A 25,405-nucleotide genomic window follows, 5' to 3' on the forward strand; every position below is an offset into this window, starting at 1 on the left:
AACACAAAAAAGGCAATCTCCGCGCTTAACGCGGAGATTGCCCTTCTATATATATGTTACTTATAAATCTCTATCACATTTCCAGCTTCCGTGCTGAGACGATCAAAGTCCGCACGTTTGATGCGAACACCACCACTACGATAGCGGTTAGGTGTACCTTCTGTTTGCACTTCCGTACCGTTGATAGTAATTTGACTAATCTCACGACCTGTAAGGTGATAGATAAAGTCTACCTTAGTGCCTGCATATTCAAAACTAAAGTGCATTCCATCCAGCGAGTCCGGCAGAATAGGGTCAACAATTAAGTCTCCACCTTCCGTACGGATCCCCAGTGCATTCGAGATTAACTGGTTCATATAGATCCCAGGACCGCTGGAATAGATTCTCCAGCCACCTTTAACAGCTACGTCACCATTGCGCAGTTTATCGAAATTCTCCTGTGCCTCATAACGGGTGTTAAATTTACCATCCGAGCTACTGAAATAGGAGTTAGCTTGACGTAGTTCAGCGTTTGGCACCACATCGCGGATTCCGATCGGATTAATCGCTGCCAGACCCTTCCAGACCTGATCGGTTTTACCGAGCTTGGCCATAGCCTCTACATAACGGATATGTGCATGCACATACTGAAGTCCAATTTCCCGGCCAAAGTTAGCCGCTTGCTCCGCACGTTTGAAATGAGTGCTGACCCCGCCAACATATTGAGCTGGACGATTCATCAGACGCACACCGTCAGGGCAGAATAGTTTATCCTGAATGACATCATAGTGTGCTTCGGCCTGTTCCGGAGTAAGCAGCTCACTGATCATACTGCGCGTCATAGGCAGCAGACGGTACTGAATACCTGTTTCTGTGTCACTTGGGTGCACCATAAGCTTAATCTGCTCAGGGTCCTCCATATACAGGAAGCCAGGAATCACTTCGGATTGAAGCATATGAGTATGGAAATCCTTACGGATTCCTTCCACCATCGCCTTCAGTTCCTCTGCCTCAGCTTGATCAACTGAACGAAGTACCTCTGAGAACTGATTAAGTGTCTGATAGGTAAGCGCCACTGTCCAGCTGCTAACCATATACTGCTTCAGCTGTGGATTTGCAGGCTGGAGCGTATCATCCCAGTCTCCATCACCGTAAGAAGACAGATGTGTGTCATGCAGGAAATGATCCTTAATATAAGCAATTTCCTTCCGTGCGTGATCCAGCAACGTCGCTTTTTCTTCTGTAAAGTCAAAGCTGTGCTTACGGGTATACGGTACTGTTGCTCCCAAGATGCTGTAATCCTGAGTTACTGCCAAGTAGTCTCCAAGCACCTTAAGCGGCCATACAATAATATCTCCATGACTTTCTTCTTGTTGTATCTTCGTGTATTTATCAAACATGAACCACTGTGGCCAGTTGCCATCATCTTCATATTGATGACTATACAGCGTCAGCAAAATTTCCCGAACCTGTTCGTATTTTTGCGTAGCCATGAAATATTCCACAGGTCCCTGACATACATCCCGGGTTCCCCAAGCAGCGCCACCATATTGCTCTAAACCATGTGGAACCGAATAGTGAACCAGCATGTTATGTGTGTACCACCAAGTCAGAGCGTTAACCTTAAACAGTTCACCTTCTGTTCCGTCCCCAAGCGTCAGGCGGAAGCCATTCATCACACCAGCATAAAACGCGCGATAAGCAGAAATCTCTTCCTCAGCTGAACGATTTCTTGGAGCAAGTGACTTACCATCCAGAAGGCCTTGAATATTCAAGGTCCATTCACTGCTGGCAGACAGCTCCAGAACTGCTAACGGCGCTTCAGTTGGTTGAACAGGAGAGACAAGTCTACCTTCATCCTGCAGAGTTAACTCCGCACCCTGTACCTGTAATTTATACTGTAAGTCGGGATATTCACCAGCACTTAGTGCGCTTCTGTCAGCGGAGAAGATTACTGCTCCACCTTCTTGCTTAGATTGATATGGAAGCTCGTATTCATTAACGTTCATGGTGATTTGATTAGTGACTAAATAACGATAAGCTCGTCCGCTTTCCGAACGCACATTCAGGAATATCTCCGGCGAATCTTCGGTGGTGTAGTTCGTAATAATGAAGCATTCACCATCTGTTCTGTAATACCAACGAGCATAGTTGAAACCAACCTCAAATAGAGAAGGCATGGTCAGCAAACGATATTCACCGTTCCACTCTACATAAATGCGTTGTCCTGAAGCTTTTGGAATGTTAAGCGCATTTCTTGGATTGGACATTAGCTTGTTGAAATTGGTATTTCCAATTACCACTTGGGAGTTAAAGATCCCGTACATATAAGAAGTTGTTGTGATGACCTTATCATTAAGTCGAGCGTTATCCCCACTCATCAGGATATGGCCGTGTGGCCGTTCTACGCGCATTTCTTTCTCTTTTAATACTACGTGCTCATAATTCTCCGTGAAAAAGGAAAGTAGTGTGTCTCCTTCTCTCTCCTCCTGATAACGAACCGGAAACAAGACCCCGATTTCTTTCTCTGTCAGCGAATCTGCAGCCAGCGGTGCTCCCAGCTCCTTCGAGAAGAAAGAACGTTCAAGTGCTGCTTCAGCTTCTAAAGGTAAATCTTTAACAGCATCCCAAGCCGCAGCAATATCATTAGCAAATTCTAGCGCAGTGATCGCTTCTGGATGATCTTGCTTAAAAAATCCGTAGAACACAAACCGTGTTTCCCCGCTCAGCTTCACCCGTTCCGATTGCAGCGCAGTATATGCGAATTCATATTGATAGATCTCATTACTTAATTGCTCACGACCCAAGCTCTCTGGTTGGTTGGTTTCTTTATAGGACAGTCCAAAGAATTGAAAACCGTCTGTTGAGAAGCTTGTTGCCTTGGTAAGTGAACCCTGTTGCAGATATGGGAATTTCCCGCCCTGCGGCTGATTCTGTCTAGAGCAAACAACGTACCCGTTGGATTGATCCTCAAATACCGCATGATCGATATACTGTGACAGGTAAGCTTCATTACTGCGGACAGCGGCGATATCAGCAATCCCTACATCCTGTCCGTACACAAGATCTACCTCTGCATTTTGTCCAGTAAGCTTCACATCCCAGAACCAAGCTCCTCCTGCAGTAGGGGTGAAAATAACTTGATATTCAATATTTTCCGCAGTACCTTCCCAAACCAAACGGTTTCCAGCCTTACGTACAGTGCTTGAAGAATGAATGCCCAGCAAAGGAATGGCTTGAATGTTTCCATCATTGTGCACTCGCAAATATAGATTGGATAATGAACCATCCACAATGCTTGGCAGCAATTGATTGATCATTGTCCGTTCGTAGAGGACTTGGAACAAGTCCCCGCTGTTTGTAAAAGTGAAGGATAGATCCCCGGCGTTTAAACGGATGTTAGTATTCAAATTAGTAGTCATATTATACACTTCCTCCATTACGGCGTTACTGCCGTATATATTCTACTTATGCTAATGTTAAGCAAAAATCCCGTTCTTTAACCTCATTGCTGTTCGAACCGACGAATAATTTAAATCGTCCCGGATCGCTGCTAAAGCTTAGATCGCTATGATAGTAACGAAGCTGCTGTTCGGTAAGTGTAAAGGTCACTTCACGACTTTCCCCTGGTGAGAGGTTGATTTTGGCAAAATCCTTCAGTTCCTTCATTGGTCTGACGACCTCTCCGGAAATGTCTCGGATATACAGCTGCACTACCTCTTCCCCATCCACTTCTCCAGTATTGGTCACCGTAACTTTTATTTCAATAGGCTGATTTTCAGTCATGATATCACCGGACAGAATTGGTTCACTATAGCTAAATGTCGTATAGCTCAGTCCAAAACCAAATGGCAAAAGCGGTTCATTAGGAATGTCCAGATATTGCGAGACATAACGTTTGTCGGCACCCGGAGCATGAAGTGGGCGTCCAGTGTTGAAATGATTGTAATAGACTGGAATCTGCCCAACGGATACCGGGAAAGACATCGTTAATCTTCCTGAAGGATTCTCATCTCCATAAAGTAGACTGGCAATTGCCGCTCCGCCTTCACTGCCCGGGAACCAAGCTTCCAGAATGGCATCTGCATGCTCGTACACACCGGCCAAGTCTAGTGGACGTCCATTAAACAACACCACCACGATAGGCTTATTCAGCTGTTTCAGACGTTGTAAAAGCTCAAGCTGCGCTTCCGGCAAACGGATATCTGAACGGCTGCCCGCTTCTCCACTCATCTCTGAATGTTCACCAAGCGCCAGTACAATCACATCAGCTTGCTTAGCAGCCGCTTCCGCCTCCAGCCACTGTTCCTCTGTAAAGCTATCGACTCCAGAACCTTCTGCAACAGTAATCTTACCCGCACCTGCGCGAGCTTGAAGTGCTGGTGCAAGACGGCTTGCCTCTTCCGTTGAACCCAACCACGACCACGGTCCAAGAATATCTCCGCTAGTAGCAAACGGTCCAATTAGCGCAATCCGTTGCTCTGCAGCAAGCGGCAGAACCTGATCATTCTTGAGCAGTACGCAGGATTTAGCCGCCAACTCACGCGCCGCATTTCGATGATCTTCACAGAAGATTACCTCACGCTCTTTCTCGACGTCAGCTCCGCGGAACGGATGCTCGAACAAGCCCAATCTTTGCTTCAATTTCAAAATACGAAGCACAGCTTCATCAATAATCTTCTCATCTACTTGTCCATCTGCAACAAGCGCCGGAAGCTGATGAACGTAACAAGCCGTCATCATCTCGATGTCTACACCAGCTTTGATGGCTTTAAGTGCTGCCTCAGCCTCATCCTCGGCGACACCATGTGGGATCAGTTCCTTCACTGCACCCCAATCCGAAATCAATACGCCATCAAATCCCCATTCCTCACGAAGCAGCTGGCGAAGCAGCTTGACGTTGCCGCTTATCGGAATCCCATCAATCGTATTAAATGAAGTCATGACCATCTCTGCACCTTCATCCAGTGCTGCACGATAGGCCGGCAGATAATATTCACGCAGCTGCCGTTCCGATAAATCCACCGTATTATAATCACGACCGCCTTCGGATAGACCATAGGCAGCAAAGTGCTTAATACAAGCCGCCAGACGATCTACATCACCAGTCAAGTCGCTTCCTTGAAATCCGCGCACAAACGCACGGGCAAACCTACCATTCAAATATGGATCTTCTCCTGTAGATTCCATTACTCTTCCCCAACGTGGGTCCCGTACAAGATCCGCCATTGGCGCATAAGTAACGTGCACACCGGAGACCGCCGCTTCTTTAGCCGCAATCTCGGCGCTCAGCTCTGCGCGATCCATATCCCAAGAGCAGCCAATTGCCAGCGGGACCGGAAAAATCGTCTTGAAGCCATGCACAATATCCGCCATCATCAGCAAGGGAATGCCCAATCTATTTTTGCGTAAATGGGCTTCCTGAACCGCAATGACTTGCGCTGCACCTGATAGACCAAGTACAGAGCCGCTGCTCTCGATCATGTGGTCCGTAATTCCCATGGATGCCATAGGGCCAGTGATTTGTCCTCCATCCTCTGCCCCTTCATAGAAATTAGCGGCTAGCTGCTGCAATTGTGCAATCTTTTCTTCAAGCGTCATCTGGTTCAACAAGGTAGTCAGTTGCTGCTCATTCATTTCAAATCCTCCATTGTTCAATTCTGCCGATGCCTATGAATGGAAAAACCCGTGTGCAAGAATTGCACGCGGGTCCTGTAGGTTCATTCCTACATGCATAGGGCGAAAGCTATTTTTTTAGATTGTTTAGTTCATCTAGAACCGGCTGAACGAGGGATTGTTTGCTCTTAACCCATTCTTTCCAGTTCGCCTCTAGATCGCCTGGTTTCAAAATCAGGTTAGTGTATTCTGTAGCATAGTCAAAGGAAGCCTGATTTTTAGCCTTGGAATCATACAACTGGTAGTCCCAGTCATATTCAGCCGTTGCTTTGTCTTTTAACGCAAGCTCAGCTTTTTCCTTGAACAGTTCTACAGAACGATCGCGATATTCTTTTTTGATCGCAGGGTTCACGACACTAAAGTCATCCGCCAAGACATACAGTCCTTCAAAACGGTTCGGATATTTCTTATCCAATGTTGTTCCTTCAGGGAGTAGGCTGATTAATTCGCCATTTTCGCCTTTTTTCCAGTCTGTTCCTTCAAAGCCCAAGTTAACGGTCAATTGACCTTCTTTACTTGTTGTATATTCCATGAAGTCCATAATCCGTTCAAATTTCTCTTTGCTAATATCTGGCGAGAAGATTACAGCAGACCAGAAGTTAACTTGATCAAGGTTACGATATTTACCGTCATCGCCAAGTACAATAGCTGTGTGTACTAGGTCATCACTATTTACACCTAGGTTATCATTCATTTTAACGTCCATGTCTTTTCTGTAAGAAGCCAAACCACCTAGACTCGTAATACCGGAAACACCGTTAACTGTGAACTTTTGGCCAGATTCACCATTTTTCCAAGTATAAAACTCAGGGTGCAGTAATCCTTCTTTATAAGTAGTTTGAAGTTCTTTCAGTGCCGCTAACGTTTCATCGTTGGCTGGACCCCATTGGTATTTGCCATCTGCATCTTTATAGAATGCTGACTCTACTCTGGAATGCACGCTATTAGCCATTACAATATTAGTCAAAGCATCGTTGATGTCATAAGAAATAGGAATGAGTTTATCTCCTACCTTGCCAGGGTCTTTCTCTTTAAGCAATCTAGCAAATTCCATCAGTTCTGTAGTAGTGTAAGCATCCTTCAATTCAAAACCAACGGCTTTAGCCCAGTCAGAACGCAGAGCAATTACTCCGATTTGGTTAATAAGCGGATCTGCCGGCTTGTTCTCAAAGTATACCGGTCTTGGCAGAACATAAGTGCCACCTACCGCTTTCTCCAATTCATCGCCAAGTCCTGTCAGCTTATAAGCGGCTGCCACATTCGGCCAGCGTTCTTTCCAGTCATCTGGCAGCTTGTACAGCAGCCCTTGATCAATGTAATTAAGCGCATCACCGTGAACATAGTTCCAGCTTGCTACGTCAGGAAGATCACCAGAGTTAATCCATAGGCGAAGCTTCTCAGCCCATGAATCCCATTCAATATAGTTGTAATCCCATTTAATATTGAACTTATCCGTAAAATATTTATGATACACGTTATCAAAATCAGATTCTGTTGTCTTAATGGTACTGGCTAACGAAATCTTCAACTCATCTTTATATCCATCTGTTGGATTGCCTGAATTTCCGCTATTAGCATTGTTGTCTGAGCTTGAGCATGCTGCCAACATGATTGGAGTAAGACATAAAACACCGGCAAGGATTGACTTTACAGATTTTCTTTTTAAAATATTCATTTTGTCCTCCTTAAATTGTGTGACTGACCCTCTTTTATATGGATAAATCATAAACCACTAGGTCTTGATAGCCCCTGTAAGTACCCCTTTGGCAAAGTGCTTTTGGAGCATTGGGAAGAAACACATAATAGGAACCATGGTAACGAATACTGCCGCCATTTTCATACCCATAGAGAATGATTGCTTACCCACTGCGTCAACACTTGTGGCATTCGATGCATTCACTTGGGCTTCCATAATGATAGATCGCAACACGTTCTGCAGTGGCATCTGATCCGCTTTCCGCAGGAAGATCATGGCGTCATACCATCCATTCCAGAAGGCTACTCCGTAGAACAATGTGATGGTAGCTACGATTGGAGCAGATAATGGCAGGACTACAGAGAACAGGATTCTCCATTCCCCAGCACCATCAAGTCGCGCAGATTCCATCAGGGACTCAGGCAGACTGCTAAAATAGTTCGACATCAGAATCAGGTTAAACGCACTGAAGCTTCCAGCCAGAATAACTGACCAAAGGTTGCCTGTCAGATGCAGATCCTTCATCACCAGGTACAAAGGTACAATCCCGCCATTAAAAATCATTGTGAACAGGACAAGCATAAAAATCAGCTTTTTGCCCGGGAATTTATTGCGGCTAAGGCCGTAAGCCATACTTGTCGTTAAGAACAAGCTAAGCGGTAGTCCTAAGATTAAGATCTTAAAGGTATTCCAATACCCTGTCCCGATCCGCCCATCAGCAAAGAGTGCCCGATAGGATTCCAGTGTTGGGTTCTTCGGAAATAACATCATAGGGTTATCAGCGTATTCTTTTTGCGTAGAAAAAGAAATCATAATGACATTCCAGAATGGAATAAGAATGGCCAAAGCGCCTACACTCAGAATTACGAAAATCACATAATCCATAGCAGTCATTTTTTTATGGTCTTGCATAATTGTCAGCTTTTTTTTACTCATACATTTGCACTCCTTTCTTACCGGAATAAACCGTCTCCGCCCATAAGTTTGGCAGCTCTGTCTGCCAGAATCAGCAGAATCATATTAACAAGTGAACGGAACAAACTGACTGCAGTGGAGAATGAAAAGTCTGTTGAAGACTGGAACGTGATTCGGTAGATATACACATCTAGTACTTCCGAGACGTTTTTCGTTGCAGCGTTGCTCAAGTTAAAGATTTGGTCAAATCCAGATGACATCAGGCCACCGACGGAAAGGATAAACATAATCGTAATCGTCGGAAGAATGTTAGGCAGAGTAATGCGGAACATTTGCTGCAAGCGTGTAGCACCATCAATCTGTGCGGATTCATATTGGTCTGTATCAATACCAGAGATAGCGGCCATAAAGATAATGGCTCCCCAACCTGCTGATTTCCAGATATCCGTAAGATACAACATCGGAACGAACATTTTTTCAGAACCCAGGAAGTTAATGCCTGTCCCGCCAAACATTTGAATGAGGCTGTTGACCAGACCATCATAGGAAAGCACATTGATAACAACCCCGGATACTACGATCCATGACAGGAAGTTCGGAAATGTAAACACCGTCTGTAAAGCTTTTTTGTAACGATTCATGCGCAGTTCATTCAGCAGCAATGCCAATATGATTGGAAAAGGGAACTGAATAATCAGCTTACCGATGTTAATGGTTAACGTTCTCCATACGGCGTCAATAAAAGCCGGGTCACGGAACACATAGGTGAAATTCTCGAATCCGCTCCATGGGCTGCCCCAAATTCCTAAATTCGCTTTAAAATCTTTAAAAGCCAGAGATAGACCACCCATCGGCAGATAAGCGAATAGGAAAAGCCACACTAGTCCAGGAAGCACCAGAGTATAGACCATTCTGTTCTTCCAGACTTCTCTTAGGAACAGTTGGAATCTGCTGTCGTTCATTTTTTTAGCCGGTATTGCAACTTCGGATTTCAATTTGCATCTCCTCACTCTGCTTATGTCTTTTAGTTGTACAAGAAATCAAAGGTTGTCTTCAGATGTTCCTCCCAGAATCGCCATTCATGAGTTCCAGAGGTCTCAACATACTGAAATTCATAAGGGGTCGTCTCCAGGTAAGCTGCGAATTCCCGATTCATCTCCACAAACGGATCTTCCGAACCACAGCAAGTCAGAATCGAAGGCAGATTACGTTTATCGTCGACCAATTTAGCGGCTAAAGCGTACAGATCCTGATCCGGCTTAATTTGTAAGCGTTTTCCAAAAGTACCCGCCATCTCCCTCGCCATGTCCTTGGACATTTGCGGATCGTTTAATCGTTTCTGGAGATCGGTAACTCCTGATAACGAAACCACTTTGCTGTAACGCTCGGGATAGGTAAGTGCACATTTCAGAGCGCCATACCCGCCCATCGATAAACCAGCGATATACGTCTTCTGCGGATTATCATCCAACCTCATCATTCGGCCACAAAGCTCGGGAAGCTCATGGGTCACATAGTGGAAGTAATCCAGTCCGTACTCCATGTCTGTATAATAGCTCCTGTTTACTTGGGGCATTATGACTGTACAACCATATTGACTTGCATACTGCTCAATAGTAGTCATCCTGTGCCATGTACTGGCGTTATCACCAGCACCATGCAGCAGGTAGAGCGTTCCTCCAGACATGTTGCCTGAATCGACGGGAGAGATAATACTGATGGTCGTTGTCATTCTCAAGGTAGGAGAGCCTGTCTCAACTGTTAATAATGCCATGAGTTATCTCCTTTTCGTTCTTATTCATTTGTTTATTTTCTTGCAAGATCCCCGCTTAACCAGTACAGATTCGAATACCATATGTTTGTTTTGCGAATCACCTGTGATCAGGTCAAACAAAATTTCAACACTGGCCTTCGCCATATCCACTCCGGGTTGGCTGATCGTATCCAGAGATGGATGATAATATTCTGCCATTTCAATCCCGTCGAATCCGATAATCGAAACATCATTTGGAATTGATAAGCCCAAGGACAATAACGCCTTAGCCGCCCCAATGGCAATCGTATCTGATGCAGCAAAAACAGCAGTGATATCTTTTTTCTTATTGAGCAGACGTTTGGTAGCTGTAAAGCCTGAGCTTGGACTATATTCACAGTCCTCTACCATTGAAGGGTCGTACTCAATTCCATGCTCCTCAAGCGCCTTGATATAACCCATAAGCCGCCGGTTACCTGTTGTATTTTGCACCAGAGGAAATCTGGCCAAAAAACAGATATTGCGATGTCCTAATGAGATTAAATAGCTGACAGCCTTATAAGATTCCTGAAGATCATCAATGATCACGCTTGAAAAAACAGCAGGATCGACTTCTTTTGTAGTCGTGATGGTAGTCAGAACAAATGGAATTTTTAATTGTTTGAATTTATCTTCGGAGTGATCATACGTTCCGCCCATAAAAATTACGCCATATAGATTTTTTTCTTTTACAAGCTGTAGAGCGATATCGATCTCGTCTACTCCATCTTCTACATGCTGGATCATTAGCGGACATCCCCGCAGGTTCACCTGGCGTTCAACTTCTTTGATCATGTCGGCAAAAAACGGGTTTGAGATCCCTTTTACCATTAGCGCTATGGTATTGGATCGCGTTTTTTTCAAGTTGCTCGCATTACCGTTTGGAATATAGTTATGTTCTCTAACAACCGCCATCACTTTAGCTCTAGTTGTATCGCTTACAACACCGCTATTATTGATTACTCTGGAGACTGTGGCGATACCCACGCCTGATAGCCTTGCAATATCTTTGATATTCATAATTACCTTGCTCCACTCCTATGATGAGTCCCCCCTTCACCCGATGAAAATCAGGTTGTGGAAACGCATGAAATGATGGGAAACGTTTCCCATGACATCATTTTGAGTCCTTTGCGCGTTTTTTCCGCTTACTCCGTCCATTATGAACAGGTAATTTTTATAAGTCAACTAAAAACACAAAAAAAATTGTGATTCATCACTTTTTATTTGGTTAAAATTACAATAAGTATATAGTTACTAAATCAATGAATTAGAAATAATTGTAATTTATATATCAAATAATAGTTCCACTTGCTTTATTGACTTTAAAATAAGAATGGAATACCATCAATTTAGTGATTTTCATCGCAATAACAGAAAACGTTTCCACTCATTTTTCTAGTTTTTCTTTTTGTCACTTCGCTATCCTAGCTAAGAATATCAAGAGAAAGAAGGACTCTTTTTATGTTGAACATGGCTCCATTCGCAGCTAAGGCTCGTGAACGAAACCTGAATATTTTCAATGTTCGTGTGCTTCAAAACGGAAACCTTGTGGGAAAACTGGATCTCACGGAGGATATTCGGCGCTTGCAGCATTCCGTCAGCAAGTCTTTTACTTGTATGGCAGTAGGTCTTGCCATTGATGAAGGGAAGCTGACACTGGAAACAACGCTTAGAGATGTTTTTCCGGAGTATGCCTCTCCTCTTAAACAAACACCTCCTTCCATGCAGCCCGGAGATATAACTTTGTTCGATTTGCTGCGAATGAGTACAGGGCACGACTCCCCTCCATTTTGGGCTGAGGAGAGATTAGCCTTGAAGGATAAGAATTGGGTACAGCATTATTTGTCTCTGACTTTAGACAGAGCTCCCGGCGAGAAATTTACATACAGCAGCGGAGATACCATTATGATCTCTGCAATGGTGCAAGCCCGCGTCGGGCAAACCGTAAAGGATTATCTGTTACCTCGTTTGTTTGCACCTCTGGGCATAAACAATGTCGATTGGGAAACAACACCTCAAGGGGTAACCCTTGGCTGTGCCGGACTTCAGATTAGCACGGAAGAGTTAAGCCGGTTTGGACAGCTGCTTTTACAGCAAGGAAAGTGGCAGGGCCAGCAACTAATTCCCGCAGCATGGATCAATTTTGTTACACAAAAACAGATCGACAATGATGGAAATGGCGACTGGGGAGAAGGATACGGCTGCCAATTCTGGCTCTGCTCCCACGACGCTTACCGTGCCGATGGCGCTCATGGACAATTCTGTCTTGTGGTGCCGGACGCTCAAGCAGTCATTGCAATTAACAGCATGGAAGATAACATGCAGGGAATCCTGGATACCGTCTGGGAGGAAATCTGGCCGCTTCTTTAGAAGCGGTCTTTTTTTATGGCTTGAGGTTAGCGTGCGCATAATGGGTAATTTACATTCTTCGGCGATTAGTACTTAACACCGCCAAGTAACCAGCGCTGTCTCAGGCTGAGAAGGCTTGCGGACTCAGGTGACGTTATTTACTCTTTTATCGCCTTTTGAGCAACGTTTCGGACTCCAGCGCAGCTATTCCTGAGAAAGTGGCTCATTTGGGGCACGTTTTGGCACCAATAGCGACGATGGAGTCCGATGACATCGCAAATGTGGCACTTTTCAGCATTTAAGGTCCTCTGGGTCCGATAGCTGCTGCGTATGTACAATTTAAGTAACTAAACAGATGATAAGTAACTAAACACGCCCAAGCGTTCACACCAATAAATGCTCAAACCGTAAGTCCCCAACGCCAAACACGCCATGCAGTCAACACCAATAGATCCACAACACCAAGTAACCAGCATTACTTAGACTGAGGAGGCTTGCGGACTCAGATGACGTTATTTACTCTTTTATCGCCTTTTGAGCAACGTTTCGGACTCCAGCGCAGCTATTCCTGAGAAAGTGGCTCATTTGGGGCACGTTTGGCACCAATAGTGACGATGGAGTCCGATAACATCGCAAATGTGGCACTTTTCAGCATTTAAGGTCCTCTGGGTCCGATAGTTGCTGCGTATGTGCAAAATAAGTAACTCATCACACCAAGTAATCAGCACTTTCTTTCTCAGACCGAGGAGGCTCGCGGACTCAGGTGACGTTATTTACTCTTTTATCACCTTTTGAGCAACGTTTCGGACTCCAGCGCAGCTATTCCTGAGAAAGTAGCTCATTTGGGGCACGTTTGGCACCAATAGCGACGATGGAGTCCGATGACATCGCAAATCCCGCACTTTTCAGCATTTAAGGTCCTCTGGGTCCGATAGCTGCTGCGTGTGTACAATTTAAGTAACTAAACAGATGATAAGTAACTAAACACGCCCAAGCGTTCACACCAATAAATGCTCAAACCGTAAGTCCCCAACGCCAAACACGCCATGCAGTCAACACCAATAGATCCACAACACCAAGTAACCAGCATTACTTAGACTGAGGAGGCACGCGGACTCAGATGACGTTATTTACTCTTTTATCGCCTTTTGAGCAACGTTTCGGACTCCAGTGCAGCTATTCCTGAGAAAGTAGCTCATTTGGGGCACGTTTGGCATCAATAGTGACGATGGAGTCCGATAACATCGCAAATGTGGCACTTTTCAGCATTTAAGGTCATCTGGGTCCGATAGCTGCTGCGTATGTGCAAAATAAGTAACTCATCACACCAAGTAACCATTACTTTCTGAGGCTGAGGAGGCACGCGGACTCAGATAACGTTATTTACTCTTTTATCGCCTTTTGAGCAACGTTTCGGACTCCAGTGCAGCTATTCCTGAGAAAGTAGCTCATTTGGGGCACGTTTGGCATCAATAGCGACGATGGAGTCCGATGACATCGCAAATGTGGCACTTTTCAGCATTTAAGGTCCTCTGGGTCCGATAGCTGCTGCATATGTGCAAATGTGATCTAGTCGCTCGAAGTTTGATGTTCAATGATGGTTAGCAGCTCAACACACCAAGTAACCAGCATTACTCAGACCGAGGAGGCACGCGGACTCAGATGACGTTATTTACTCATTTATCGCCTTTTGAGCAACGTTTCGGACTCCACAGCAGCTATTCTTGAGAAAGTAGCTCATTTGGGGCACGTTTGGCATCAATAGTGACGATGGAGTCTGATAACATCGCAAATTCCGCATTTCTCAGCATTTAAGGTCATCTGGGTCCGATAGTTGCTGCGTATGTACAAATGCGGGCTAGATGCTGGAAGTTTAATGTTCAACGATGACTCGAATTTCGACGTTTAAATCAAGAAGGAAGACAAAGCACCCCGTGTGTGACCTCGAACTAAAACTCGCGCACGCAAAAACAGCCTTCCCGAAGGAAGGCTGTTAATTGACGTCCCGGAAGGGATTCGAACCCCTGACCGTGCGCTTAGAAGGCGCATGCTCTATCCAGCTGAGCTACCGGGACATATAAGAAATAAATACTATGTATTGACGCAACGATATTTATTATACCTTATTCAGCGGATTTTTCAAGTCAAAACAACTTAGAAAAATAATAAAAGTGTTTCCGGTGCAGCTTTTTCACACATCAGCGTAACCACAGGAAATGAAAAAAACGGCATTTCTGCCGTCCTTTTCAGCCATTCCAGTGTGCGTTTTACAAACCTTCGCTATTTACTCCAGCTTTCGAAAACGCTTCTCCAGCTGCTTTTTTAAATCCCCAAAAGTGAGTAATTCTCGTTGAAATTTGGAATGCTCATCTTCTGGCGACATGAAGTTACTGCCTGTAAATGCACTCGAGGTCACATCTTGAAAAGCGTCATGCATATTGTTATCAAACCAATCGGTAGAGGTATCAGCATCATTAGTCAGAATACGGACAATCTCATATCCTTCTTCACGCCGATCCTCAACGATATACACCAAAAGCGCAGGATCACTAACAGCACCCGGCAAAACACCCACTTCTGCACAAGGCGCACCATCGTACTCCATCATTCTGCGAATTTTGGCGTCTTTAATATAATACACCTGTCATCCTTCCCTCCTGGCAAATTCCCCTCTCCCCTAGTGTTCGGATAAGGACATACATTTTATGCCTTCCTTCGGCATATATCTGTATTACTTGGCAAAAAAGTAAGGACAACAATCGCACAAAAGAGAGGATGAACCATCATGTGCGGAATAACCGGATTTATCCAGTGGCGCGGAGATCTCACTCAGCACTCGCAGCTGCTGGTCAAAATGACTGAAACTTTAGCAAACCGCGGCCCCGATGCAGCCGGAACCTGGATCTCAGGCCCCTGTGCTTTCGGTCACCGCAGACTTAGCGTTATCGATCCGGAGAACGGTGCCCAGCCCATGATCACCCGCCATGAGGAACAGGTATACGCGATTGTTTACAACGGCGAATTATATAACGCCCTCGAACTCAAACAGGAACTTAAGCAGCGAGGGCATCAATTCCGCACCCAGTGCGATACAGAAGTGCTGCTGCATTCCTATATCGAATGGGGGCCGGATTGCGCAGAGAAGCTCAATGGAATCTTTGCTTTTGCAGTATGGGACGGTCTTCGGGACCAAGTCTTTTTTGCACGTGACCGTTTAGGTGTGAAACCCCTGTTCTATAGCAAGGTTGATGACGTCCTAGTTTTTGGCTCAGAGCCTAAGGCGTTGCTGCAGCATCCCAAGGTACAACCAATCGTGGGTCCTGAAGGTCTCGCAGAAATCTTCATCATCGGTCCAGCGCGTACACCGGGTCATGGTGTTTATAAGGATATGCAAGAGCTTCGTCCAGGTCATGCTATGATCTATAGCCGTGAAGGTCTGCGCAGTTATGCCTATTGGAAGCTGGAGAGCGCAAAGCATACTGACAATGAAGCAGAGACGGCCGCTAAGGTGCGTGAACTGCTCCAAGATACACTCGAACGCCAACTGGTCTCAGACGTCCCTGTTTGCTCTCTTTTGTCGGGAGGGCTGGATTCCAGTGCGCTGACGGCACTTGCAGTGGATTACTACAACCGGAATGGTCAGGGACAAGTGGATACTTATTCCGTAGACTATGTAGATAACGACAAACATTTCAAAAGTCATACTTTCCAGCCGGGAGCAGATGGGCCGTGGATTAAACGAATGGTCGATGAATTAAATACAAATCACCACTACATCTCGTTCGATACCCCGGAGCTTGTAGAAGCGCTGGATAATGCTTTGTACACTAGGGATTTACCAGGGATGACCGATGTGGACTCTTCTTTGTACTTATTTTGCCGGGAGATTAAAAAGAACGCGACAGTAGCTATTTCCGGTGAAGCGGCGGATGAGATTTTTGGCGGATACCCTTGGTTCCACCGTGAGGAAATGCTCTCCTCAGGCACTTTTCCTTGGTCAGTTGCTCCGAAAATGCGTGCAAGTCTACTTTCCCCAGAAATTAACGAGTGGATTCGTCCACTGGAATATTTGGGTGACAGATATAGTGATGCGGTGGCTGAAGTTCCGAAATTGGATGGAGAAACAGGAAAACAAGCACAAATGCGCGTAATGTCCTATCTGAATATCACCCGCTTCATGCCTACTCTGCTAGACCGTAAAGACCGAATGAGCATGGGCGCAGGGCTAGAGGTACGTGTTCCTTATTGTGATCACCGACTCGTTCAATATGTATTTAATATTCCGTGGGAAATCAAGAATCTGGGGGGCCGTGAAAAAGGGATTTTGCGTAAATCTCTTGAAGGCATTCTTCCAGACGATGTGCTCTACCGCAAAAAAAGCCCTTACCCCAAAACTCATAATCCTGCCTATTTAAATGCGGTACGAACTCAGGTATTAAACATTCTGGATGACTCCACTTCACCCCTACTTCCGCTAATTGATGCTGCCAAAATCCGTGAGATCGCCGCTTCCCCGGAATCCTCAACCAATCTGCCTTGGTTCGGCCAGCTCATGTCCGGTCCTCAGCTGTTTGCTTACCTCGCCCAAGTGGATCTCTGGCTGCGTAAATATAACGTCTCCATCCAATAAGCGCGTAGAGAACTGAGGTAATCGACAAGCCAAACAGCAAGTCCCCGTATCCGGTGGCTTGCTGTTTGGCTTGTATTTGCAATGATTACTCTACGATCTTATCTGAAAGATCTTTAAAAGTTAAAGTTGTCCGGGTCCGGGCCAAATCGATGGTCTTTGTTCAAGCCCTCGATAGCTTTGACATCCTCGTCACTAAGCGTAAAGTCAAAGAATCCGGCATTCTCCTTGATTCGATCCGCATGTACGGATTTAGGAATCGTAATGACACCTTGCTGCAAATCCCAGCGAAGTACAATTTGAGCAGGGGTCTTGCCATACTTCTCAGCCAACTCTTTTAAGAGCGGTAGATCAAGATTCCCCTGCATTAATGGACTCCATGCTTCAAGCTGAATACCCTGTTCATTGGCATATTTCAGCAGCTCGCGCTGAGTCAACAGCGGATGGAATTCCACCTGATTCACCACAGGCACCACTCCGGTATCCTCGATGATATCTTTCAGATGATGAACCTGAAAATTGCTCACGCCGATAGATTTGATGAGGCCTTCTTTTTGCAGATGAATTAAGGCCTTCCATGTCTCACGATATTTCCCTGCCACCGGCCAGTGTATGAGATACAGATCTAGATAGTCCAGACCCAGCTTGCGCCGGCTATCCTCGAACGCTTTTAGCGTAGATTCATAACCTTGATCAGGATTCCGTACTTTCGTTGTAATAAACAACTCATCCCGAGCCACTCCACAATCACGAATAGCTTGTCCTACGCCTTCTTCGTTATTGTATCCGGCTGCCGTATCAATACTGCGATATCCTAATTCCACTGCGGTTTTGACCGCATGAATAACCTCTTCGCCATCTTTAGTCTTATACACGCCAAGACCCAGCCACGGCATGGTCACCCCGTCATTTAAAGTAGGACCACCCGAGAACGGTGCATTCAATTCACTCATCGCTTAACCCTCCAAGCTTATTGTTATTTCGTTAAACATACTTAACCTATTTATCCACTTAAGAAGCAAACGCTACCATAAAAAGTATAGCAGATGGCTTCATCATTCCCCAAATCCTTACAAAAAAACGGAGGCGTAAGCGCCCCCGCTCTTCTTTATTTCTCAATTAGTTTGAAATCATCAAAATGGAATTCAGGAGAAACAATACAGGATACCAGCGTCGGCTCTTTGCCTAACGAGCGCGCGGCCTGCCATACTCCCGCTGGAACAACCACTTGTGGCTGCTGGCCTGCAGCAATATCGAGACCCAGAATAACTTCCTGCACATCCTCAGGCTTATCTCCATTACCTCCGAGACTTAGCACGATTGGACTACCGGAATGCCACAACCAAACTTCATCGGACAATACAGTATGCCAATCAGATTGTTCGCCTTCGTGAAGTAAAAAATAAATTGAAGATGCCGAATGACGTGATCCAGAATAGCTATCGCCTAACACTTCCTGCGAAATTTCAAATTCCGAATTCCAAAGTCTTTTGTACCAACCACCCTCAACGTGAGGCTGTAATCCAAGCAGTTCAACTAGCGGTGAAATTTCTTTTTGCGTCACAGTAGCTTCTCTCCTTCAAAGTTAGCATGAACAACAATAGCTTCTTATGCATAAGGTTGTTTTTGCTTTTTACTTTAACGGAATAAGCTCGAATTGTAAAATCTATTTACTGTCCTTGCTCGCTTTGAAGACTTCTGCAATCGCTCCAAGACTTCCCAGCGTTTCAACAGCGCTTGTTGGCAAGAACACTTTATTAGCAGGACCTTTGGCAATCTCAGCCAGAGCCTCGAAGGAACGATAAGCCAGAACATGCTCATCCAGACCTGCCGAACGAATTAGCTCAATGCGTGATTTTTCTGCTTCTGCCACGGCTTGAATCGCTTTAGCCTCACCGTGTGCTTCCAGCTCTTGCGCCTGGCGAGAACCCTCTGCTTGCCGGATACGCGCTTCTTTATCGCCTTCTGCTTTTAGAATCTTACTTTGTTTATCCCCTTCAGCGCGTAGGATCATATCCTGCTTGGCAGCTTCCGCCTCCAAAACAATGGCACGTTTGCTCCGCTCTGCTTTCATCTGCTTATCCATCGCTTCCTGAATATCCAATGGTGGTTTGATATCGATAACTTCCACACGCTCGATCCGTACGCCCCACTTCTCAGTAGCTTCATCGAGAGCAAGACGGATATCCGTCGAAATCTTTTCCCGTCCAGACAAGGTCTCATCCAATTCCAGCTTACCGATGATTTGCCGCATTGTTGCCGTCGAAATGTTTCTTACCCCATACACATAATCAGAGATACCATAAGTAGCTTCCTCTGGTCCAACCACCTGGTAGAAAATAATCGTATCAATCTGCACCTGCACGTTATCCTTTGTAATTACCGTTTGTGGAGGTACATTCGCTTGTTGAATCCGTAAATCATGGTACGTGCGCACCTGATCAATTACAGGAATCAGAATGTTCAACCCCGGTGTCAGCAGACGATTAAATTTACCGAGCCTTTCCACTACGCCTACCCGTTGCTGTGGTACGATTTTGACTGTTAATGCCACAAAAACTACGACCACTACAATAATAATTGCGATAATTGCCCATTGCATTAGTTCATTTCCCCCCATCGTTCTACTTCGATAATCGTCGTGCCTCTTTTCACTACTCTTACAACCTCATCCTTGCCCAGATTCTGATCAGAGCTCGCGCTCCACGTATCTCCGCCTACCTTCACTTGCCCGTAACGTCCCTGCTCTATCGGCTCAACAACTACTCCTTGCCTACCGATGATTTCTGTACCTGTATCCTTGAACCCACGTGAATGGCGAAATCTTGAAACCAGTGGTTTCGAGAATATAGTCAGACCAAGTGCGACCAGTGATCCAAGGACCACCTGAAACAAAATGGCTTCGGGAACAATCAGCGACACCAAACCTGCGGCCAAAGCACCAATACTAAGCCACAATAAATAAAAAGTAAGCGTCATCATCTCAACAACAAACAGGACACCGGCTGCGATCAGCCAAAACACCCACACAACCATCGGTGAGCCCACCACCTTCCGTATGATACTACTATAACGAAAAGAAACATCGATGCGTTGCATAGTTCCATAAAAAAATATTTCAGGCATGTATATGATTTATATTCATTACATCGGTGGTTATGTGTTTCTTCATGAGTTTCTTGATAAAAGCGAGTATACAAATCCAAAAGGGTTCACTTTTTGAAGAGTCACTATAAATTAGAAAATTGTCCCCCTATATCACCTGATTTTATCCCTAGCGCAATTGCAAGCTATGCTTGAGAATAAGAGTTACCATCACCCATTTATATCTAATTCATCCTAATTATCCAACTTCCAAACAACCTCCTCTATTCATTCAAACCATACACAGCATGTTACATCTTTTAAAATCCAAGAAACAGCAGCACACAAAAAGCATAAAAGAAAGCGCTTACTGATTGGGTAAGGCTTGATTTGGACCGCTGCTTTTTTGCTGCTGAATCTACGAATTGAACTTCAATAGAATGATAGGGACGCCAAGGGTGATGGTGCACTACAACCGACGGGAGGTGAAGGTCAGGACATCTTGCCGAAAAGAATTTCGAACTACACTTTGAATCTAGGAGGTAGAAATTCAATGATCTTCACGAAAAAAGCTTCACGCAAAACCTTTGCAATTGCGATGATCGCCGCGCTTGTTCTGACACTCTTTTCCACCCTGGGCGGCAGTCCCAAAACAGCCAACGCCGCACAGGATTACAAACTGGTTGGTTATTACGCTTCATGGGCCGCTTACGGGCGTGCTTACAATGTAACTGATATCGATCCTACCAAAATGAATGTCATTAACTACGCTTTTGCGGATATTTGTTGGAATGGCATCCATGGCAATCCCGACCCCACCGGACCTAATCCGGTGACCTGGTCTTGCCAGAATGAGCAAGGCCAAGCCATCAGCGTTCCGAACGGTACGATTGTTCTTGGTGACCCGTGGATTGACACTGGAAAAAGCTTCGGGGATGACAAATGGGATGATCCCATCAAAGGTAACCTGAAGCAGCTATGGAAGCTGAAGGAAAAGAACCCGAACCTGAAGACCCTAATCTCCGTTGGGGGCTGGACCTGGTCGAACCGTTTCTCGGATGTAGCTGCGACAGCTGCGACCCGTGAGGTTTTTGCCAATTCCGCGGTTGATTTTATTCGAAAATACAAGATGGACGGCGTGGATCTCGACTGGGAATATCCAGTAAGTGGTGGACTCGCAGGCAATAGCTACCGTCCTGAAGATAAAGAAAACTATGTACTGCTGCTGCAAAAAGTTCGCGAAAAGCTGAATACAGCCGGCGCGGCGGATGGAAAAACCTATCTGCTGACCATTGCTTCCGGGGCAGGCCCAACGTATATCAACAATAATAATCTGGCCGGCATTGCTTCCGTTGTCGACTGGATCAATATTATGACCTATGACTTTAATGGGAGCTGGAACACCACCACTGGACATAATGCTCCGTTGTACTATGATCCCGCAGCTTCCGCTTCGGGCTTAACCGAACCGCAAAATTTTAACATCGATAAAGCGGTAACCTCCTATCTTGCGAATGGTGTACCTGCGAACAAGCTTGTACTTGGCATGGCTTTTTACGGTCGTGGTTGGGGCGGAGCTCCTGCTTCAGGAAACGGCCAATATCAGGTGTCCGCTGGCATCTCACCAACGGGTACATGGGAAAAAGGCAGCTATGATTTCTATGATCTCGAAGCCAATTATATCAACAAAAACGGTTATACCCGCTATTGGAATGATACATCCAAAGTGCCTTATCTCTATAATCCAACAAATCAAACCTTTATCAGCTATGACGACGTAGAATCCTTTGGCCACAAGATCAGCTACCTGAAGTCCAAAGGTCTTGCAGGTGCTATGTTCTGGGAAACAAGTGGTGACCGGAACAAAACACTAACCAATAAACTAAACGCCGATCTTGGTGGCGGAGTGGTGCAGCCGACACCGACACCGACACCGACACCGACACCATCCACATCACCAACACCAACTGCAACCGCTACACCTACTGCAACTCCAACTGCAACACCAACACCAACGCCAACTGCAACCGTGACGCCAACCCCAACGCCTACACCGGGACAATGTTCGGCAGCGACCTGGGGTGCAACAACCGTATACACTGGCGGACAGCGTGTCTCCTACAATGGCTCAGTCTATGAAGCCAAATGGTGGACGCAAGGGGATCGTCCTGATCTTAGCGGAACTGATGGGGTCTGGAAATTCATCAGCGTATGCGGAACAGCGACACCAACACCAACTGCAACTGTGGCCCCAACTTTAACACCTACGGTAGCACCAACGCCTACCGCAACCGTTGCACCTACGCCTACTTTAGCGCCAACGCCAACTGCAACCGTTGCACCTACACAAACTCCTTTACCTACCGCTACGCCTACTTCGGAAGGGTCTAGCTGGGGAACAGGCGTTGCGTACAAAACAGGTGATGTCGTCGCTTATAACGGAAAAACATATACCTGCTTGCAGCCCCACACTTCACTTCAGGGCTGGGAGCCAGCCACCACACCTGCGCTATGGAAGCTCAATTAAAGACTTGCAGGAAGCATCGTTCCTGAAATAACATCATCCCCCTTTGGAGGTATATTAAATATGATTGCAAAAGCACGTGCTAAGCGCAAAATATCCATAAGTTACCTTGCTGCGCTAATGAGCCTAATCGTTCTGGTTCCACTTTACACCGGGACAGGTGCATCCTTACCAGTGGCCCATGCCGCGGAAACAACACCTTCCGCTCCCGCTCCAGCAGCTGATCACCCTCGTAAAATCGTTGCTTACTTCCCAGAGTGGGGCGATCAGGAGAACAAAGGATTTTACACCGTAGACAAGATTCCGTGGGATAAAATTACCCATATTAACTACGCCTTCGCCAAGGTAAATCCTCAAACGAACAAGATTGATCTCATGGACCGTACAGCTGCAATCGAAAAAGACTATCCCGGTCAGCTGACCACCTTGCCTTTTAAGGGGCATTTTAACCAACTGGTTAAGTACAAACAGCTCTATCCTGATGTCCGCACCCTGATTTCTGTTGGCGGCTGGTCGGGTTCCGGAGGGTTCTTCAACATGGCGAATTCGGAAGCCGGGCGAGAAGCTTTTGCCAATAGTGTTGTGGATTTTCTGCGTACCTATCAGTTCAACGGAGTAGACATCGATTGGGAGTACCCTTCTGGCACTGGGCAGTCCGGTAATCCTAACGATTTTGCCGTGGCAGAACCGCTGCGTACAGTTAATTACAACAACTACGTTCTTCTTATGAAAAAACTCCGCGAAAAGCTCGATCTGGCAGGTTCACAAGACAATCAGAAATATGACCTGACTATTGCGGCCACCGCCTCTTCCTGGATTCTTGGGGGCATGAAGCTTGGGGAAGCCAATCAGTATTTAGACTGGGCGAACCTTATGACCTATGATTTCCATGGGGCTTGGAATGGATATGTTGGGCCGCATTCTGCACTGTACCCGGATTCCCGCGATACTGAAACTGCTGCGCTGGGTACTCCGGTTCTGAATACCGACTGGGCGGTCCGATACTATCTTGGAACGCTTCCTCCGGAAAAAATCGTGATCGGAGTTCCTTATTATTCACGAGGCTGGAAAAATGTGAATGGAGGCATCAACAATACCGGCCTTTACGGCACAGCTCCGACAACCGGTGGGGGAGCAGATGGCCAATACGGGATCTGGAATGATCCCGCACCAGAGCAGCCTGCTGGTGCAAATCCGATCTGGCATGTGCTAAATCTGCTCAAAGATCCAGCGAATAAGCGTTACTTCGATCCTGTTACCAAAACACCGTACTTATTCAATGCAGACAAGAAGATTTTTCTTACGTATGAAGATAAGGAATCTCTTGGCTACAAGCTGGATTACATCAAGCAAAAAGGCTTGGGAGGTATGATGTTCTGGGAACTAACGGGCGATTACTCTGAGCAGAGCGATGGCACTTATACGTATGGCAATTCTCTGACCGATTTTGCCTATGATCAGCTGAAGACAGCCACGCCACCGGGTGGAGCTCCTAAGCCGCAGTTGCCTGAACCTAAAAACTTCATCCTCAGCTTCAGCGGCGCCTATGATCATCCCAACTATACCTATTCATTAAAAATAACGAACAATACCGGCACAGATATTTCCGGTGGCTGGAAGCTGGAGTTCGACCTGCCAACAACTACAACCCTAACCTCGGCATGGGGAGCCGGTAGCGTTGAGCAAATCTCCACGGCCTGGGATTTCAACCGCTACCGTATTACAGGTACAGCTACTCAAACTATTGCGAATGGAGCTTCACTTGAAATTCCGGGTATGATGAAGCTAAACTTTTCAGGCGGTCCACAGCGAATCACCCTGAACGGAAACTCGTCCCAACAGGAATACGATAAACTGTACGGAGGCATTACACCTACGCCAACACCAACACCGTCTGCATCACCGACACCGACTCCGACGACTACACCAACACCAACACCAACACCTACAACAACACCGACTCCGACTCCGACGGCAACCGTGACGCCTACGCCAACTGTAGCGCCAACACCTACTCCTACGCCGGGACAATGCTCGGCAGCGACCTGGAATGCGGCAACCGCATATACTGGCGGACAACGCGTTTCCTACAGCGGCTCACTCTATGAAGCCAAGTGGTGGACACAGGGAGACCGTCCCGATCTTAGCGGACCGGACGGTGTCTGGAAATACATCAGCGTGTGTGGAACAGCAACTTCTACACCAACGGCAACTGTAGCTCCAACAGTAACACCGACTTTGACACCAACGGTGGCACCGACGCCTACTGCAACCGTTACTCCAGCGCCTACGGTGGCACCGACGCCCACCGCAACCGTAACACCGACGCAAACTCCATTACCGACTGCTACTCCTACTTCGGGAGGGTCTAGCTGGGTAACAGGAGTTGCTTATAAAGTAGGTGATGTCGTCGCCTACAGTGGAAAAACGTATTCCTGCTTGCAGCCTCACACTTCACTTCAGGGGTGGGAGCCAGCTTCCACCCCTGCTCTTTGGAAGCTGATATAATCCGGTACTCTCCTTGATTCCAACAAGGAGAACATCCCATTATTAGTGCAGAGGCATTCTCATCCTTTGGGGCTTACGTTACGGACCCAGTTGACGTTATTTACAAATTTCAAGCCTTTGGAGCTGTGTATCGGACTCCAGTGCTGCTATTCCCTATAAAATGCTTCTTTCGGGGTGTTTTTCGTGCCCATAGCGACTTTGGGGTCCGTTCGAATCTCAAATATCGGATAAAGCTGCGTTTAAGGTCAGCTG

General features: G+C 46.1%; 16 protein-coding genes and 1 tRNA gene. 4 read left to right on the top strand and 13 right to left on the bottom strand.

Annotation, left to right across the window (positions count from 1 at the left end):
- Positions 1-56: 56 nt before the first annotated feature.
- From MHH89_RS16410 to MHH89_RS16440, 7 genes are all read right to left on the bottom strand, one after another.
- Positions 57-3,401, bottom strand: a complete 3,345-nt coding sequence (locus tag MHH89_RS16410; RefSeq protein ID WP_341087629.1) for a GH36-type glycosyl hydrolase domain-containing protein — start codon at positions 3,399-3,401, stop codon at positions 57-59.
- Positions 3,402-3,447: 46 nt separating this feature from the next.
- On the bottom strand, positions 3,448-5,616 hold the full coding sequence (gene bglX, locus MHH89_RS16415) for a beta-glucosidase BglX (RefSeq protein ID WP_076281897.1): 2,169 nt from the start codon (positions 5,614-5,616) through the stop codon (positions 3,448-3,450).
- Between the two features lie 109 nt (positions 5,617-5,725).
- Positions 5,726-7,330: an extracellular solute-binding protein gene (locus MHH89_RS16420; RefSeq protein ID WP_248549556.1), complete on the bottom strand. Its 1,605-nt coding sequence runs from the start codon at positions 7,328-7,330 to the stop codon at positions 5,726-5,728.
- 57 nt (positions 7,331-7,387) lie between these two features.
- A complete protein-coding gene (locus MHH89_RS16425) occupies positions 7,388-8,287 on the bottom strand; it encodes a carbohydrate ABC transporter permease (RefSeq protein WP_036686985.1) in 900 nt (299 codons plus the stop codon).
- A gap of 17 nt (positions 8,288-8,304) precedes the next feature.
- Positions 8,305-9,228, bottom strand: coding sequence for an ABC transporter permease (locus MHH89_RS16430; RefSeq protein WP_036687012.1), 924 nt, complete (start codon positions 9,226-9,228; stop codon positions 8,305-8,307).
- A gap of 62 nt (positions 9,229-9,290) precedes the next feature.
- Positions 9,291-10,040, bottom strand: a complete 750-nt coding sequence (locus MHH89_RS16435; protein WP_076310363.1) for an alpha/beta hydrolase — start codon at positions 10,038-10,040, stop codon at positions 9,291-9,293.
- A gap of 24 nt (positions 10,041-10,064) precedes the next feature.
- Entirely contained in the window at positions 10,065-11,078 is a 1,014-nt protein-coding gene (locus MHH89_RS16440) for a LacI family DNA-binding transcriptional regulator (RefSeq protein ID WP_076142395.1), read from the bottom strand.
- A gap of 444 nt (positions 11,079-11,522) precedes the next feature.
- On the opposite strand from MHH89_RS16440, the gene MHH89_RS16445 reads away from it, so the two are divergent.
- Complete coding sequence (locus MHH89_RS16445) at positions 11,523-12,431, top strand: serine hydrolase domain-containing protein (RefSeq protein WP_076281899.1); 909 nt, start codon at positions 11,523-11,525, stop codon at positions 12,429-12,431.
- 1,980 nt (positions 12,432-14,411) lie between these two features.
- Here MHH89_RS16445 and MHH89_RS16450 read toward each other — a convergent pair.
- Together MHH89_RS16450 and MHH89_RS16455 are read right to left on the bottom strand one after the other, a co-directional pair.
- Positions 14,412-14,485: transfer RNA gene (locus tag MHH89_RS16450), tRNA-Arg, on the bottom strand.
- Between the two features lie 209 nt (positions 14,486-14,694).
- A complete protein-coding gene (locus MHH89_RS16455; RefSeq protein WP_036686975.1) occupies positions 14,695-15,051 on the bottom strand; it encodes a hypothetical protein in 357 nt (118 codons plus the stop codon).
- 144 nt (positions 15,052-15,195) lie between these two features.
- On the opposite strand from MHH89_RS16455, the gene asnB reads away from it, so the two are divergent.
- The gene (gene asnB, locus MHH89_RS16460; RefSeq protein WP_076129204.1) at positions 15,196-17,040 is read left to right on the top strand and encodes an asparagine synthase (glutamine-hydrolyzing); all 1,845 of its coding nucleotides are present in this window, start codon (positions 15,196-15,198) and stop codon (positions 17,038-17,040) included.
- Between the two features lie 113 nt (positions 17,041-17,153).
- Here asnB and MHH89_RS16465 read toward each other — a convergent pair whose 3' ends face one another.
- From MHH89_RS16465 to MHH89_RS16480, 4 genes are all read right to left on the bottom strand, one after another.
- A complete protein-coding gene (locus MHH89_RS16465; RefSeq protein ID WP_036686969.1) occupies positions 17,154-17,990 on the bottom strand; it encodes an aldo/keto reductase in 837 nt (278 codons plus the stop codon).
- Positions 17,991-18,145: 155 nt separating this feature from the next.
- Entirely contained in the window at positions 18,146-18,601 is a 456-nt protein-coding gene (locus MHH89_RS16470; protein ID WP_036686965.1) for a cupin domain-containing protein, read from the bottom strand.
- Positions 18,602-18,703: 102 nt separating this feature from the next.
- Positions 18,704-19,639, bottom strand: coding sequence for an SPFH domain-containing protein (locus MHH89_RS16475; protein WP_076129203.1), 936 nt, complete (start codon positions 19,637-19,639; stop codon positions 18,704-18,706).
- Complete coding sequence (locus tag MHH89_RS16480) at positions 19,639-20,073, bottom strand: NfeD family protein (RefSeq protein ID WP_076129202.1); 435 nt, start codon at positions 20,071-20,073, stop codon at positions 19,639-19,641. Before MHH89_RS16480 ends, MHH89_RS16475 begins: the two co-directional genes overlap by 1 nt.
- Positions 20,074-20,674: 601 nt before the next feature.
- On the opposite strand from MHH89_RS16480, the gene MHH89_RS16485 reads away from it, so the two are divergent.
- Together MHH89_RS16485 and MHH89_RS16490 are read left to right on the top strand one after the other, a co-directional pair.
- The gene (locus MHH89_RS16485; protein WP_341087635.1) at positions 20,675-22,648 is read left to right on the top strand and encodes a glycosyl hydrolase family 18 protein; all 1,974 of its coding nucleotides are present in this window, start codon (positions 20,675-20,677) and stop codon (positions 22,646-22,648) included.
- Between the two features lie 60 nt (positions 22,649-22,708).
- A complete protein-coding gene (locus tag MHH89_RS16490) occupies positions 22,709-25,153 on the top strand; it encodes a glycosyl hydrolase family 18 protein (RefSeq protein WP_341087636.1) in 2,445 nt (814 codons plus the stop codon).
- Positions 25,154-25,405 lie beyond the last annotated feature (252 nt).

The organism is Paenibacillus sp. FSL H7-0323, assembly GCF_038002725.1.
GTDB classification, from domain to species: Bacteria; Bacillota; Bacilli; order Paenibacillales; family Paenibacillaceae; genus Paenibacillus_AQ; species Paenibacillus_AQ odorifer.